Consider the following 14,883-nt stretch of genomic DNA (forward strand, 5'->3'; position numbering starts at 1 on the left):
AAAAAGGCCGCTATCTCTTTGAAAAGAGAAGCAGCCTTCAGTTAGTCTGATCAGCGTATATGCTCTTAAATTATTCTTATTAAATTTATTAGTAAGAATAAAAAGAAAATACTTTCTGAAAAGACAATTTATTCTTGTTTTTATAATAAACACACTTCACCTATTAGTCAACTAGGTTTTTAATCTTTTTTACACTTATTTTAGTTCTTTTTGCGTATTTTCCTTACTTACTGCGTGCCTGATACTCTTTTTCTAAGTCAGAGAGTGTGAGTTCAAAAAGATGATGATTTTCTTTTTTGTAAATCCCTTTTTTCAGTAACTCTTCAATAAGGTATTGTTTTCTTTGCCGCACCGCTGCTCGTAATAAATTTTCCATCTTTTCTCCTCCTATTATATTAATTTAAGAATAAAAAAAGACTCCTAACACAGGTCAGAAGCCTTCGGTAATCCGATCAGCACAGGAATGAAACTGTCAGATCTTCATCATTTTAAAAAGTATAAAGCTGCTTTAGCAGCTTTACACTTCTCATCGTCATACTCATATAACCTATAACTCAATTTTAATTCGAAAAATTCTAAATCTTTGACCGGAAAGAAAGTCAATTCTTCTTCGAATACGCACGTTTTCTATGTTTAGTACAGTACTTGCTTGCCCCGCCGTCAAGCGTTCGCTATCTAGGCCGGCCCTTCAGTTTCTCTAAATACGTATTTAAATAGGCTTATTTGTGGCTTGCTACTTTGCTTTTAGCTAAAAAACGGTTTTTTTCCGTGCTGTCTACCTGAGTAATTTGTCCGTCGTGAAGAGTAATTAGTACAGATCCATAGTTGATTTCAGTTAGTAATTTAACAATATAATCTAATTTTTCTTGTGTAATCGAAGCCATTTTATCATTCTCCTATTCATAGATAAATTTATATTTTAGTTGCAGTTGAATAAACAAGGCGAACAACATCTATAAGTACTTGTATAATGTGCAGAAGATAAATACATGGTAATCCTCCCCATATGTTCAGTTGAAGATTGAGATTTTAATGACCACAACCAATGTACAGAAAAGGCCCACACTAGTAGCGAACAAGTATGAGCCTTCGGTTGACCGATCAGCTTCTTTAGCATCCCAATTTTTTCAAAAGATTTATACTATCTATATTATTTACACTTTACCTATATGTCAAGTAGGGATTAAAAAAATAAATGGATATTATTAAATTTTTTTATATCTATAAAAAACTCATCTGTATGAATTTACACAGATGAGTCTTTTTTATTCCTATTTTTTTGGATAGGTAATGTTACAGTAAAGGTGCTTCCTTGATCACTTTTGCTTTCTACATGTATGGATCCCTCATGCAGTCGAACAATTTTTTTGGTAATAGCTAGACCAAGCCCGCTTCCTTTTAACGTTCTGGATTTATCTACTTTATAAAAGCTTTCAAAAATATATTTTTGATCTTCTTCGGCAATACCAATTCCATTATCTTTTACTTTCACTTCTATTTTTTCGTCTTTTAGAGAAATGGATATTGTCACAAATCCATGTTCAGGCGTATATTTAATAGCATTTGTTACTAAATTTAGCCAAACTTGCTCTAACAAATCTTTATCTGCTTCTATTTGAACATTGGATAAATCAAGGTCAATTTCTATGTTCTTTTTTATCCACTGAGGTTCTAAAGCCATGACCACATGCCTGATTTGTTCATCTAACCGGTATTGCTGCAGCATTAGCGTTTGATGTTCAGAGTCAAGAGAAGCAAGCTTTAGCAAATTGGAACTAAGCTGAGAAAGTCTTGTACTTTCTTTTTCAATAATCGTTAAATATTGTATCTTTTTATCTTCACTGACGATATCGTCTTTAAGTGCCGCTGAAAAACCGCGAATAGAGGTCAGCGGTGATTGAATTTCATGCGAAACGCTAGCAATGAACTCTTGCCTCATGGTTTCTATTTTGTTTAATTCTTTAGTCATTTGATTAAAGTTTTTAGTTAACAGGCCGATTTCATCATTCGCTGCGTGCTCGACTTGCACATTGTATTCGCCTTTTCCGACAACTTTCATCGCCGTACTGAGACGCTTAATCGGTTTAATAATAATCGTTGAAACATATGCAAATAATACAATACCTACTAATAAAATCGTAATAAGCTGGATATTTTGAACATCTTGAATAACTGAAAACTGCCGCTGTGGATGAGACTGAATAAATAGAGCATACGACCGTCCATTTTCTTGAAAAGGAAGACCCACTACGTTTGGCTGTGGACGATCACCTTTTTCCTCGTTTAAATTAGAATAACGCTTCCCTTCTAATACTTGATCTACTTCTTTCGATGTAATTGGAATAGGCGGTCCTGGCTGCCCTAATACCTTTTCTTTATGCTGATCATCAATAATAATAAACGAAAAATGAATGAATGATGAATTAGATAAAAACCTTGCAGCTTTGTCGGAGTCTTCTGCTCCGTACAAATCGATAAAATCTTCTCCCATCTTCACCATATCCTGACCTAATCGCATTTCGAGCTTCTGCTTGCTAAGAAATGTCGTGACGACAACGGTAATCACAACGCTCAATAAAATCGTAATGATGAATGACAGAACCAGCTTTACATAAATTGATTTCACGTTAACACCCTTCTGCTCTATAGCCTAGTCCGCGAATTGTTTTGATTTCCATACCGACGTTTTTCATATGATTAAGCCTCTCTCGCAGACGTTTTATGTGAACGTCTACCGTGCGCTCATCGCCTTCATAATCATATCCCCAAATTAATTGAATAAGCTGATCACGAGTAAAAATCTTTCCTGGAGAACTAACTAACGTGAACAGTAATTCAAACTCTTTTAGCGGAAGCTGTTCGCTTGTTTCTCCTGCACTCATCTCTAATTTGGTACGGTCTAATTTTATATTTCCCATATAGATTATATTGTTGGCTTCTACTCGGTACCTGCGTAAAAGCGCCTTTACACGAGCAACCATTTCCTGAGGATCAAAAGGCTTGACGACATAGTCGTCTGTTCCGATATCAAATCCTTTTAGTTTATCATGCGATTCGCCTCTAGCTGTTACCATCAAAACCGGTATATCAAAATACTCCTTAATTTCCTTTGTTAGTTCCCATCCGTCTTTAAATGGCATCATGATATCAACGACCGCTAGATCAATTCGAAACTCTTCCATTTTCGCCCACGCTTCTTCACCATCTGCTGCTTTTATAATTTTAAATCCTTGATTTTCCAAATATAATGATATCAGCTCTCGAATATGTTGATCATCATCTGCAACTAATATTTGAATCATACATGTCTCTCCCTATCCCTAAGTTTGTCCAGCTTTTACGCACAGTAAGCTCTCTGTTTATAGTAAACAGAGAGCCACATAAGATCATACAATGATTTTATACTTCAAATATGAACTGAATATGAACAAACTGATTAACTCTTATTAGCTGAAGTTGTTTGCTCGTTCTTTTTCTACAATTCCTTCCAAATACGATAAAAACGTTTGACGTAAATCTTTACGCTTTAACGCCACTTCTACCATTGCTTTCATATAGCCTACCTTATCTCCAATGTCAAAGCGTTTCCCTTCCAGTTCAAGAGCAAACAGCCTCTCTTTTTCACATACTACACGCAGTGCATCTGTTAATTGTAATTCATTTCCTACCCCTCTTTCAATCGTTTTTAGATAAGAAAAAATAGAAGGGTTTAAAATGTAGCGGCCCATAACGGCAATAGTTGACGGAGCTTGTTCTATCGATGGTTTTTCAACCAAGTCATTCACTTCATGAAGGCTGCCGGATTTATTTTTTGGCTGAATGATGCCGTATTTCGATACCTCTTCAACATCCACTTTTTGAACTCCGATAACTGATTGATTAGTCGTTTCATGCGCTTGGATCATCTGTTTAAGGGCAGGTTCTTCAGAAGTCATAATATCGTCTCCAAGAAGAACGGCAAACGGCTCATCTCCAATAAACTGCTCGGCGCAAAGAATAGCATGACCAAGTCCTAACGGCTCTTTTTGACGAATATAGTGAATGCTGGCCATTGATGAAATCGTTTGTACTTCTTTTAACATTTCGTACTTGTGCTTTTCTTCAAGCATTTGCTCTAATTCAATTGATTTATCAAAATGGTCTTCAATTGATTTTTTATTTCGGCCTGTAATAAAAATAATACTTTCAATACCTGATTTCACAGCTTCTTCTACAATATATTGTACAGCAGGCTTATCAACAATTGGCAGCATTTCTTTCGGCTGTGCTTTTGTCGCCGGCAAAAATCGAGTTCCTAAACCGCCTACTGGAATAACTGCTTTTTTTATCGTCATATATGAATCCCTCTTTCTTTTTTGGTAGTAAATACAAATAATTTGGTGCCAATAAAATTGATACCGACACTTACGATTGTAATTAAAAGTTTACTGATTAGCAGTGGTATACCCCATTTACTATATAGAACAGTCAACAGAAAAGATGTTAGGGATAAAGTGATTAAATTCACGACCACGAATGAAATCACTTCACGCTTACTGCTTTTTTCTTTTTTCTTAAACGTCCACTTACGATTCATGACATAACTGTTTAAAATCCCCGCGCTGTATGAAATCCACTGCGCTAGTATGTAGTTAACACCGATTGTTGTTAAAAGTGCGTATACTACAAAATCAATCAGTGTATTCACAACTCCTACTATCGCAAATTTAATCAAAGGTAGCCATTTGTTAGTCACGAAGAGATACTTCCTTGCGTGTTTCAAACTGATATTTTTCACGGACGATATAAAGCGGACGATTTTTTGTTTCATCGTAGATGCGTCCAATATATTCTCCGATCATACCAAGAATGATTAAAATGATGCCGCTAAAGAATAGCTGAATGACAATTAATGACGACCATCCTGTGATGGTGCTTTCTGTAAACAACTTCAAATACAGTACTACTAAAAGATAAATAAAACCAATACCAGATAGCGTTACACCAGCATAGCTAGCTAGCTTTAATGGTTTATATGAAAAAGATGTAATACCATCCATTGAAAGCTTTAACATCTTTTTCAAAGGATATTTGGACTCCCCAGCCAAACGCTCGTCTCGCTCATATTCTACTGCTATTTGCTTAAAGCCCACCCAGCTTACTAATCCGCGAACAAAGCGATTTTTTTCTTGAATGCTATTCATTTGATTGCATACTTTACGATCCAGCAAACGAAAATCCCCAGTATCGAGCGGAATATCAATATCGGTCATCGCACGTAAGAAACGATAAAACATAGCAGCCGTTTGCTTTTTAAAATATGTTTCTCCTTTTCGCTTTGTACGCTTAGCGTATACAACGTCAAACCCTTGCTCCCATTTTTCAATCATCTCTAAAATCAATTCGGGCGGGTCTTGCAAATCAGCATCAATCACAACAACCGCTTCTCCTCTTGCATAATCCATACCAGCTGTAATAGCAATTTGATGACCAAAGTTACGGGCAAAATCTAATAAAACAACCGCTGGGTCTTGCTCACTGTACTCTTTAATGATTTCTGCTGTTCGGTCTCTACTGCCGTCGTTCACGAAAAGAAGCTCGTAAGCTTCTTTCGTTGAACGCATCACTTCTGTTAGACGGCGGTAGGTTTCATGAATCACTTCTTCTTCGTTGTAGACAGGAACAACAATAGAATATTTAATAATTGAACTCATGTTCATCTCCTCCTTATTTAAGCGTTATTTCGTATAATGTTCCGTTTCCAGATGGCCCTTGCTGAGCACTTGATGAAGTAGACTGCCATTTGGAAGAAGGAATCTCCTTACTATTTTCTTTAATCCACGTGATAACGTCAGATTGACCTCCCTTGCCCATTCCAGACAAGTAGAAATATTTCACTTCACCTTTTTTAATCATGGCTTTTAATTTACTCACCGTTAAAATTGGGTCTGAACCGCTAAATCCTCCCATTGCCATGACTGGCTTGCCCGTTTTGATAATGTAAGGCGCAGCTGAAGTTGAATCCGTTGTGGCAAATAAATATTTTTCGCCTGTATTATTTTTTGTTAAATAGTTTAGTAACTTTTTGTTCACTTCTGCGTTCATCCCTCCACTTTTTCGTTTTGAAGATGATAACTTGCTTGAAGAGCTACTTGGCATTTGCATTTGACCATTATTATTGGACGAGCCTCCTGGCATTTGACCGCTACTTGACGAACCATTTGGAGGCTGCATTTGACCATTATTGGACGAACCGCCCGGCATTTGCATTTGACCGCCGTTCGATGAACCGGTTGGCGGCTGCATTTGATTGTTTGAAGATGAATTGCTGCTAGAGCTTCCTGGAGGCTGCATGCCGTTAAAGCCAGACTGTTTGCTATTCGTTGCTGTGCTTGGAGGTCCTCCCATACCGCTTGAAGAATCAGGACCTGCTGCTGGAAGCATGCTATTTCCACCATAAATAATTGGTGTCATCGCCCAGTACGCCGGCATTGCAAGCAAGACAACCATTGCTGCTACTCCTAAATAATTCGTTACAGAATTTTTACGCTCTTTACGAATAGCTAAAACAAGAGCTAAAATGACGCCCAGTGCCCCTACACCTGCAATTGGCGCTACGCCGATTGAGCTGACATAAGGAGACATGATATATACTTGAAGCGCTGCTGTTGTTAAAATACCTCCCGGCAACAGCCATGATTTCCAACCATTACGCTGTTTGTACATACTCCATAAAGCTACTGCTCCCGCTCCTGCAAATGCTGCGATTGGAGGTGCCAGCATAATTAAATAATACTGATGGAAAAATCCTGCGATACTAAAGAAAACAGCTACTGGCAGCAGCCACGCTAACCAAAATAAACTTTCTTTTTGTTTTGTTGTGTAAGGTCCTTTAAATTTCATTCCTGCAAATAGACCTACGATTGAGAAGATTACAAATGGCAATAACCAGCTGATTTGATCTGATAATCCTTTTTGGAACAGTCGGAATGGACCAGGGTTCCCTGTGTTGAACATTCCGTTTTGATTTCCTCCACCTGGAGCCTGCATCTTTTTAGAAGAGCTGCTCTTGCTTTGATTTGAGCTTTGTGAAGACTCAGCATTTGAATTACTAGTTTGTTTTGTTTCATTGCTTGCTGTTTGCTGCTGAGCTTGAGCAGGCTGTTTATGACTGCTTCCCGTCACGCTTGTATTTCCAGTTAAACGATTGATACCGTTATATCCAAAAGCAAGCTCTAGAACTGAATTTGTTTGACTGCTTCCCATATAAGGCCGCTTATCAGCAGAAGTTGAATCTACTACAACTGCCCATGAGACAGAAACAGCAAGCATCAGTGCAGTTGCTGTTGTTAAAAAAGCAATTTTCTTTTTCCACGTAATTTTGGTCGCCACTACATAGAAAACATAGAATGCTGGTAAAACCATGTATGCTTGAAGCATTTTCATGTTAAATGCAACACCGATCATCGCAAAAGCCGCTAACACCCAGCCAAATTTAGCCGTACGCACAGCACGAAACAACATCCACGTTGCTACTAATAATGTAAACACAAGCATACTATCAATATTATTTGTTCGGCTTACCGCCGGCACAATTGGCGTCAAAGCCATACCAAGAGCAGCAAACCTCCCAGCCCATACGCCAAACGTACGTTTTACGAGTACGTATAGTAAAAGAACTGAACCGATGCCCGCTAAGGCTTGCGGTAAAATAACGCTCCACCCGTGAAATCCAAATATTTTGGCGCTAATTGTCTGAATCCAAAACACAACCGGCGGCTTATCAATCGTTACATAGCCTCCTGGATCAAAAGATGCGTAAAAGAAATTATGAAAACTTTGAAGCATACTTTTGACAGCTGCCGTGTAATAAGCGTTGGCGTATTCATCTGTCCAAATTTTAAATAAGTTCAAAAACGCTGCAATTAAAACAATTGGAACTAAAAATAAGTCTATTCTTTTTTTGTTTGAAGTCCGTTCTTCTTTCACTTCACTGTTCATGTGTTTCATTTCACTCCTTCGTAATTTCTGACTTTAGTCTAACAAGCTTATGTGAACTGATTATGAACAGTAAAAATAATGTTTTTATTTTTTAAAAAGCTATTTGACCTCTTACGCTCAGCAATGAAATATTTTACAATTAAAGAATCAAGTACATGAAATGAAAAGCATCTTTCTTGGATGCTGCAGCTTCTATGAAACATTCTTATCAACAATTCATCCACTTCTTGCCGAGAAAGGAGACAACTTTATGATTCAAGTAAAAGATATATACGGAAATTTACCCACACTAGAAACAGAAAGACTCCGCTTGCGGAAAGTTACCAAAAAAGATGTGCGTGACATGTTTGAATATGCCTCAAATGAAAAGGTAAGCAGATATGTAAATTGGGAAAAGCACCGAAAGCTTCAAGATACAAAAGAGTTTGTTTCCTTCGTTTTAAAGCAGTACAGCAACCAATCTATTTCTCCTTGGGCTATGGAAATCAAAGCCTTGAAAAAATGTATTGGCACCATTGACTTTGTCACTTGGAACCCTACTCATCGCATTGCGGAAATTGGCTATGCGATTTCTGAAGCATATTGGAATAAGGGATTTGTTACGGAAGCAGCTGAAAAAGTAATTGCGTTTGGATTTGAAGAAATGGATTTGGTCCGCATTCAGGCGAGGTGCTTTGTTGAGAATGCCGCATCTGAGAAAGTGATGAAAAAAATCGGTATGTCTTATGAAGGAACGATTCGAAAAGCCATGTTTATTAAGGGAGCTCACCAAGACTTAAAGTTATATTCAATCTTGCGAGAAGAATATACGCGCAACGCGTAGAAAATGTATAAAATACTTTCCATAACATAGGCTAACTTCAACACTAACTCTTCCTTTTGAGGTGAACAATGTTGGAGCAAGCAATTCAGCATTTAGACTTATCTGCACATGGTTTGTGGTTTCCAGTTACCGTTAGTTTATGCTTATTTATTCTTGCCCTTGTTTTATTTAAACAACAGCTAACTTGGCGAGATTTTTATATCACGTTTAGCGCAGTTGGATTTGTCGGATGGCTTTGTGATGTTATCATTACGCGTGTTTTTAACGTGATTGACTTGGGGGATCCAAAAGTTACAGGACTTGGAGATATTCTAAGTTATACGTTTATTCCACCTTCCCTTTCCATTTTATTTTTGGCTTACTTAACAGCTAAAAATAAATGGGTTTTATCCCTTCTCTTTTGCGCGGGTTCACTACTCATAGAATACGGAATGATTAAAAGTGGCTATATGCATTTAAACGGCTGGTTTTTTATCTATTCAATCGTGGTATACTTCCTCGTTTATGCTTTTGTGCTGCCATGGCATATGGCATTTATCAAGTAAAAAAGCGGATGTTGATTAACATCCGCTTTTTTACTATGCTCTTACTTTCTACCTGCTGAAATCCATATTTATGGCCGGTCATTTTATGCGCCGCGATGACACATGCGCGCGTTTATGTTCTTCAGGGCGTATAAACCCAATTTTTAAAAGCGCCGCTTCTAAATTTGCTTCTGTTTTAATTTGATTAAAATCAATTCCTAGTTTCACTACCGTTTGGGCAATTTCCGGTCGTATCCCCGTTATAATAGCTTCCACTCCCACCAATTTAAGAGATCGATGAATTTTAAAAAGATTGTCTGCTACCATTGTATCAATAATCACGACACCTGAAATATCCAAAATAAGATAAGATAATTGAAGGCTTGTCCCTTTTTTTAAGCAGGTTTCCATAATAACTTGCGAGCGGTGGGTATCAATTTCTCCAATAATGGGCATAATAGCAATCCCTTTTGTAACGGGTACGAGCGGAACTGAAAGTTCTTCTAGTGACGTATAAGCTAAATTCATCATATATCGATTATGCTCGTCATAAATTTGACCAAAAACACATGTTACCGTATCTAAAAGTGGATCAATTCGTTCACTGACATGCAGCATGGTAATTGCAGCAAACTGATGCTCCTCTAGTTCTCGTGTAAATACATCCCAAATAACGCTGCGATAGATTGGAAGGATACCTAGTGCTTTTTCTAAAGGAATATTTTTTTCCACTGCATATTTTCCCGTTTCTAGTGCCCATTCTTTAACAAGTTTAAGTAAAGTCTCTTGTTCTTCAAATAGAGATCTTCCAAAGTATTCCATAATTAACACTCGCCACTTCAAAATTTTCTTTTCTTTCAATTCCTCTAGACTTAGCGTATGTGTAGCATCTAAACGTTCGGCTAATTTTTCTGACAAGCTATATTTATGTTCAAGAATCTTTTTTCCTATATACACGAGCTCCTCTTTCATAAAATACGTTCAGCTCCTCTTTTCTGCTATTTTTACTGCGTATATAACTTTGACTAAGCCTACTTACCCACCCGACAATTGACTAGCCTTCCTAAAAATAACAAAAAAGCGGTTATTTTATGAATTTTCTTTCTTTTTATTATAGTATCAGAGTAAGAGCCGCACAACTTAAAATTTGCTTCGGAAAAAATTTATGCTTTTATATAAAAAGCGAGATGGGGACATAACGAAATCAACAGTTAGAAGTCATTACATACATTAAATCTACGTTTACGATGATCATAAAAAAACACGAACTATCCATCACCTTTCAATAGATAGTTCGCGTTCAACTTTAACTAACATACTTTTGTCTCAGCCTCGTTTTTTATATTGACTTTCTTTTATCTCACCTTACACTTGGAATAGCCAGACGACAATCGGTCCAAAAACCGATCCTAATACAGCACTTAACGTCATTGATACTGAACTCATCGATACCGTTAGCTCACCGTATTCAAATGCTTTAGAAGTTCCTAGGGCATGAGAAGCACTGCCTAGTGCAATGCCTTTTCCTAAAGAACTTTTGATCCTAATCCATTTTAAAAGTAGCGGTCCAAGGATTACCCCTGAAAAGCCTGCAATCATAACAAATACCACGGTCATCGATGGAACGCCCCCTAGTCCTGTGGCAATTTGAATCGCTACCGGGGTAGTAATAGATTTAGGAATAATGGATAAAATCAGGCTTCGATCAACGCCAAATACTTCAGCAAACACAAGTCCGCTGATCATGCCTGCGAATAAACCTACAAATACCCCTCCAATAATAGGAACGCTGTATTTTACTAGCATCTCACGCTGTTTATAGAGTGGATACGCTAATGCAACAACAGCTGGTCCTAGAAGTGAATTAATCCATTTGCCTCCAATCATATACTCATCATAGGAAATATGAAAAGCAAGCAAAAGAAGAATAACGAATATGGTTGTAGTTAAAACAGGAATAAGAATCGGATAGGAGAACCGCACGTATACTTTTGCCATGACTAGATACAAAGCAACTGTAGCTACGATTATAAGGACCGCGATAAAGAATTCTTGCACTGTTGTTTCTCCTTTCGTTTGTTCGATTTCTTTTCCAAAAGTTGGCTGGCAGTCCCTGCGGCGGCCATCGTAACAATCGTACTAAGCACAATAATTAAAAATAGAACCGCTCCGCTGCTTGAAAGAAGCGAAGGATAATTCATCACACCTGCCATAGCTGGTATGAATAATAGCGGTAAAAAAGATAACAAGAAACTTGCTCCGTCTTCAATTATTTTGATGGGAACAACTTTGCACGTTAAGCAAATGAGCATTAAAATTAAGCCTATAATACTGCCTGGAATAGGTAGATGAAGCATATGGTGAACAGCTTCGCCAATCATAGAAAAAGCATAAAGAATCGCAATTTGTAAAATGATTCGTATCACTTTCATTATAGGTCACTGTCCTATAAATAAAGAACAGCTGCCCTCCTCTCTTTATTTTGTCATGTTGTCTAACATTTAACTATATAAACACCTTTACTTTACCTACTTTTACTTGTACTATACAACTATATATACATTTGTATTATACAAGTATATATTTCTTTGTCAATGAATGATTTTGTAAGGGGCGATTATGATGCAAGAAAAGAATTCAATTGAATTGATTGAATATGAACTTACTACCTTTATTAGACGAGCGGTCTATCTTGATAATTCTGAAAATAAAATAGGAAACCTAGAAAGATCAGCTTATTTATTACTGCGGCAACTAGATGAATTTGGACCAGCTCGTGTAAAAGAACTGGCAGAAGCGTTTAAACTCGACATTTCAACTCTTTCTAGACAGGCTGCTGCTTTAGAAAATAAAAGGCTTATTTCTCGCTCCTCTGATCCTTCGGATGGACGAGTCAGCCTATTTGACATCACAACACGCGGGAAACAAATGCTGCAAACCGATAAGCAAATGCGCCTTGAACGCTATCATAGTATGTTAAAAAAATGGTCAAGTGAAGAAAAGGAGCTGTTTGGCAAACTATTAATGCGGATGAATGACGCATTTATCGATTAAATAGAAATTCATGAAAATTAGGCTGCTGCTGCAAGGTGTTTGTCCCTTTCTCTTTTCTCTTTTTTGCATTTAATGTAAAGAGACTATTGAAAAGGATGTATGATTATGTCTGTTCCGAATAAACGGAAAGCCACGCCCTGCCTCTTCCCCGGCTATAAATGGTGTGGCCCCGGATGCAGTGGTCCGGGATGCCCCGTAAATGATGTAGACTGCTGCTGTAAATACCATGATTTATGCTATGAAGATTACGGATCATGCCGCTCATGTGATGAGCAATTTCTTGACTGTCTTTGCCCCAAAGTAAATCCGTACAGTTTAAAAGGAAGACAGGCATACGCTATGTATACCTATATGCGGCTGAAGTTAGCTTTAAAACAATATGACTAAGCAGAAAAGAGATGAATTAAAAAATTCATCTCTTTTTTATACTATTTTATCCGTATGAATCCAAAAGCGCTGAACAACAGCTCCGTTTTCTTCTATATAATCCTCGTCTTGTATACCACCGTTTGCCAAAATAGTTTGACGAGAAGCGGTGTTCCAATCATCGCACACTACTAATGCCCGTTGAACTCCTAGCTTTCTGATCTCTTGAAGAGATAACTTTAATAGAAGCTTTGCATACCCTTTTTTTCTTTCGCTTGGCCGAATACCATAACCTATATGCCCCCCGCTGTTTCGGAGCAATTCACTTAGTTCATGACGGATATTAACTACGCCTATCACTCTTTCTTTATACATTAGCCAATAGGTAGAATCCGGTACATATCCTTTTTTTAATCCGATCCCTTTTTCGGCATTTATTAACTCTTGAATCATTCCTTCAAAGTGAGTAGGGTCTTTAGCAATTACCCACGGAATCATTTTTTCTCCGCTTTCTTTCCATTCATTATAAAAACTCATATAAGCATTTCGATAAGCTGCATCTGGTTTCACCAAAACGGGGGTTTCCACGTACCTTCCTCCTTTTTTATTTATTAAGTTTATACTACCTGTTGTCTCCAATAAGTAAAAGAGAATAGTGGAAAATTTTCCGCTGAATTTATTTTTTATAGTCTGAAATTCCTGCAGACTGCTGCAAACGACGGGCAATTTCTGCAAATTCATCCGGACCGATGCCAGGAGCAAACTCTTCTGGTATGTCATCTAAATCAGGAATGCTGCTTCCGTTAGGCGTTCCTTCGATGACTTCTAATAAACTGCCATCTTCGGGATGCGTACCTTTCCATATTTGAGCTATTTTTTTGTAATCGCCGTCGCTGAACGTATAAAGTCAACGATGAACTCCTTGATCTTCAAATTTCCTTGCTGTATCAAATGCCTTGTTGCTCAAATTAGGAATTGGAATAAGCTTTGTCATCTCCACGCCCGTTGCTATTTCGAGTGCTTTTGCGTAGGCAATAACATGGACTCCGCCTCGTACTAATAAATACCCAATCATTTCACGAGCTACGGGATTATCCGTCATTTCGTATACACGCATTTTATGTGTACGTGCTCCGCATTCTAAAAAGAAATTATGAAGTAAATCTAAGATTAAATTTCCGCTGTTAAACACGTTACTCCCTGTCCATGGTCTTCCCATCGAATCAAAAGGGTACGCTGTTTGAGCGGTTTCAATAAAATGAGAAGTATTTCGAAGGTTCTTCGCATTTTGTAGTGGTGCAATGTTTGGGTCCCCTGGAAATGTTGTTCCTTGCAGCATAAGATTGATTGTATTGGACACAAGTTCCACATGTCCAAATTCTTCTGCAGTAATACTTGCTACTAAATCATAAAACGGTCTTAGCTTTTTCTTGGAGCGAAAATTGAATGATTGATACATGTAATTATTCAGCGTTGACATTTCTCCAAACTTGCCGCCCAACAATTCTTGAACGGCAGCAGCCGCATTTGGATCTGGGTTTTTGGATTCGGGTAAATCAATGAGTAACTTATCTATTCGTTTGAACACGGCACATTCCCCCAACCTAGTATAATTAGATACTGACTTATTTCGATACATGTAAATAAAATTAAAACGTAAATCCGTCTATTTACTTGTATGTGTCCAAAAGGTTGTTTCATTCTCTCTATAAGAATTAAGTATGTTTTCCACATAAAAAACAGCAGAGATAACTCTACTGTTCATTACTTATTCGGGCATAATCCACACAATTTGCTGAATTCGAACAAAAAAGGTAGAGCCTTTAGCTGCAATCACAACATGATCAATTTTCACATCTTTCACTCTGCCTCTTACACTTCCTCTTACCGTCTCAATCACGACATCCTTCCCTTGAACAGACTGCAGTGTAGCATATACATAAGGATCGACGTGTGTCACCATCGACGGCGTTTCATAGTTGCGTTCATCTTCTTCATAAGACATGAAATCGCTCCTTTCACTTTAAAGATTCGCTTTAATGTATGCTTTTAACATCGCCTCCTGAACCAAAACTTCTTTCTTCTTAGGATATAATAAAAAAACAGCCAATGAATGAATATTCATTGGCTGTTTTT

At 37.6% G+C, this 14,883-nt stretch carries 17 protein-coding genes and 1 pseudogene; 4 read left to right on the top strand and 14 right to left on the bottom strand.

The features are described 5' to 3' along the window. Positions 1-223 precede the first annotated feature (223 nt). The 8 genes from ACO1DI_RS18700 to ACO1DI_RS18735 all read right to left on the bottom strand — a co-directional run bounded on the left by ACO1DI_RS18700 (position 224) and on the right by ACO1DI_RS18735 (position 7,989). On the bottom strand, positions 224-376 hold the full coding sequence (locus ACO1DI_RS18700; protein WP_013056825.1) for a Fur-regulated basic protein FbpA: 153 nt from the start codon (positions 374-376) through the stop codon (positions 224-226). 343 nt (positions 377-719) lie between these two features. Further along, complete coding sequence (locus tag ACO1DI_RS18705) at positions 720-884, bottom strand: YezD family protein (RefSeq protein WP_013056824.1); 165 nt, start codon at positions 882-884, stop codon at positions 720-722. 362 nt (positions 885-1,246) lie between these two features. Next, a complete protein-coding gene (locus ACO1DI_RS18710) occupies positions 1,247-2,626 on the bottom strand; it encodes a sensor histidine kinase (protein ID WP_209369039.1) in 1,380 nt (459 codons plus the stop codon). A 1-nt stretch (position 2,627) separates the two neighbouring features. Beyond that, on the bottom strand, positions 2,628-3,302 hold the full coding sequence (locus ACO1DI_RS18715) for a response regulator transcription factor (protein ID WP_014460335.1): 675 nt from the start codon (positions 3,300-3,302) through the stop codon (positions 2,628-2,630). Positions 3,303-3,446: 144 nt separating this feature from the next. Continuing rightward, on the bottom strand, positions 3,447-4,334 hold the full coding sequence (galU, locus tag ACO1DI_RS18720) for a UTP--glucose-1-phosphate uridylyltransferase GalU (RefSeq protein WP_423145541.1): 888 nt from the start codon (positions 4,332-4,334) through the stop codon (positions 3,447-3,449). After that, complete coding sequence (locus tag ACO1DI_RS18725) at positions 4,331-4,735, bottom strand: GtrA family protein (protein WP_423145542.1); 405 nt, start codon at positions 4,733-4,735, stop codon at positions 4,331-4,333. Before ACO1DI_RS18725 ends, galU begins: the two co-directional genes overlap by 4 nt. Continuing rightward, positions 4,728-5,693 (bottom strand): glycosyltransferase family 2 protein, encoded by a 966-nt coding sequence (locus ACO1DI_RS18730; protein WP_042992145.1) that lies wholly within the window; start codon positions 5,691-5,693, stop codon positions 4,728-4,730. Before ACO1DI_RS18730 ends, ACO1DI_RS18725 begins: the two co-directional genes overlap by 8 nt. Positions 5,694-5,706: 13 nt before the next feature. After that, positions 5,707-7,989 (bottom strand): glycosyltransferase family 39 protein, encoded by a 2,283-nt coding sequence (locus tag ACO1DI_RS18735; protein WP_423145543.1) that lies wholly within the window; start codon positions 7,987-7,989, stop codon positions 5,707-5,709. Positions 7,990-8,230: 241 nt separating this feature from the next. On the opposite strand from ACO1DI_RS18735, the gene ACO1DI_RS18740 reads away from it, so the two are divergent. After that, the gene (locus tag ACO1DI_RS18740) at positions 8,231-8,803 is read left to right on the top strand and encodes a GNAT family N-acetyltransferase (RefSeq protein ID WP_014460341.1); all 573 of its coding nucleotides are present in this window, start codon (positions 8,231-8,233) and stop codon (positions 8,801-8,803) included. Positions 8,804-8,871: 68 nt separating this feature from the next. Beyond that, positions 8,872-9,348 (top strand): hypothetical protein, encoded by a 477-nt coding sequence (locus tag ACO1DI_RS18745; RefSeq protein ID WP_423145544.1) that lies wholly within the window; start codon positions 8,872-8,874, stop codon positions 9,346-9,348. Between the two features lie 78 nt (positions 9,349-9,426). On the opposite strand, the gene ACO1DI_RS18750 is transcribed toward ACO1DI_RS18745, so the two are convergent. The 3 genes from ACO1DI_RS18750 to ACO1DI_RS18760 form a co-directional block, all read right to left on the bottom strand. Further along, entirely contained in the window at positions 9,427-10,299 is an 873-nt protein-coding gene (locus ACO1DI_RS18750; protein WP_115653736.1) for an STAS domain-containing protein, read from the bottom strand. 393 nt (positions 10,300-10,692) lie between these two features. After that, entirely contained in the window at positions 10,693-11,385 is a 693-nt protein-coding gene (locus ACO1DI_RS18755) for an LrgB family protein (protein WP_423145545.1), read from the bottom strand. After that, the gene (locus ACO1DI_RS18760; RefSeq protein WP_014460345.1) at positions 11,355-11,759 is read right to left on the bottom strand and encodes a CidA/LrgA family protein; all 405 of its coding nucleotides are present in this window, start codon (positions 11,757-11,759) and stop codon (positions 11,355-11,357) included. Before ACO1DI_RS18760 ends, ACO1DI_RS18755 begins: the two co-directional genes overlap by 31 nt. Positions 11,760-11,949: 190 nt before the next feature. On the opposite strand from ACO1DI_RS18760, the gene ACO1DI_RS18765 reads away from it, so the two are divergent. Both ACO1DI_RS18765 and ACO1DI_RS18770 read left to right on the top strand, forming a co-directional pair. After that, positions 11,950-12,381: a MarR family winged helix-turn-helix transcriptional regulator gene (locus tag ACO1DI_RS18765; RefSeq protein ID WP_116738315.1), complete on the top strand. Its 432-nt coding sequence runs from the start codon at positions 11,950-11,952 to the stop codon at positions 12,379-12,381. 105 nt (positions 12,382-12,486) lie between these two features. Continuing rightward, positions 12,487-12,768, top strand: a complete 282-nt coding sequence (locus tag ACO1DI_RS18770) for a phospholipase (RefSeq protein ID WP_140450775.1) — start codon at positions 12,487-12,489, stop codon at positions 12,766-12,768. 36 nt (positions 12,769-12,804) lie between these two features. Here ACO1DI_RS18770 and ACO1DI_RS18775 read toward each other — a convergent pair whose 3' ends face one another. The 3 genes and pseudogenes from ACO1DI_RS18775 to ACO1DI_RS18785 all read right to left on the bottom strand — a co-directional run bounded on the left by ACO1DI_RS18775 (position 12,805) and on the right by ACO1DI_RS18785 (position 14,752). Next, the gene (locus ACO1DI_RS18775) at positions 12,805-13,284 is read right to left on the bottom strand and encodes a GNAT family N-acetyltransferase (RefSeq protein WP_181170484.1); all 480 of its coding nucleotides are present in this window, start codon (positions 13,282-13,284) and stop codon (positions 12,805-12,807) included. Between the two features lie 139 nt (positions 13,285-13,423). After that, positions 13,424-14,335: pseudogene (locus tag ACO1DI_RS18780) on the bottom strand (manganese catalase family protein). A 180-nt stretch (positions 14,336-14,515) separates the two neighbouring features. Next, positions 14,516-14,752, bottom strand: a complete 237-nt coding sequence (locus tag ACO1DI_RS18785) for a YuzF family protein (RefSeq protein ID WP_047751084.1) — start codon at positions 14,750-14,752, stop codon at positions 14,516-14,518. Between the last annotated feature and the right edge of the window lie 131 nt (positions 14,753-14,883).

Origin of the sequence: Priestia sp. 40, assembly GCF_049368575.1 — a bacterium.
Lineage (GTDB): Bacteria > Bacillota > Bacilli > Bacillales > Bacillaceae_H > Priestia > Priestia zanthoxyli.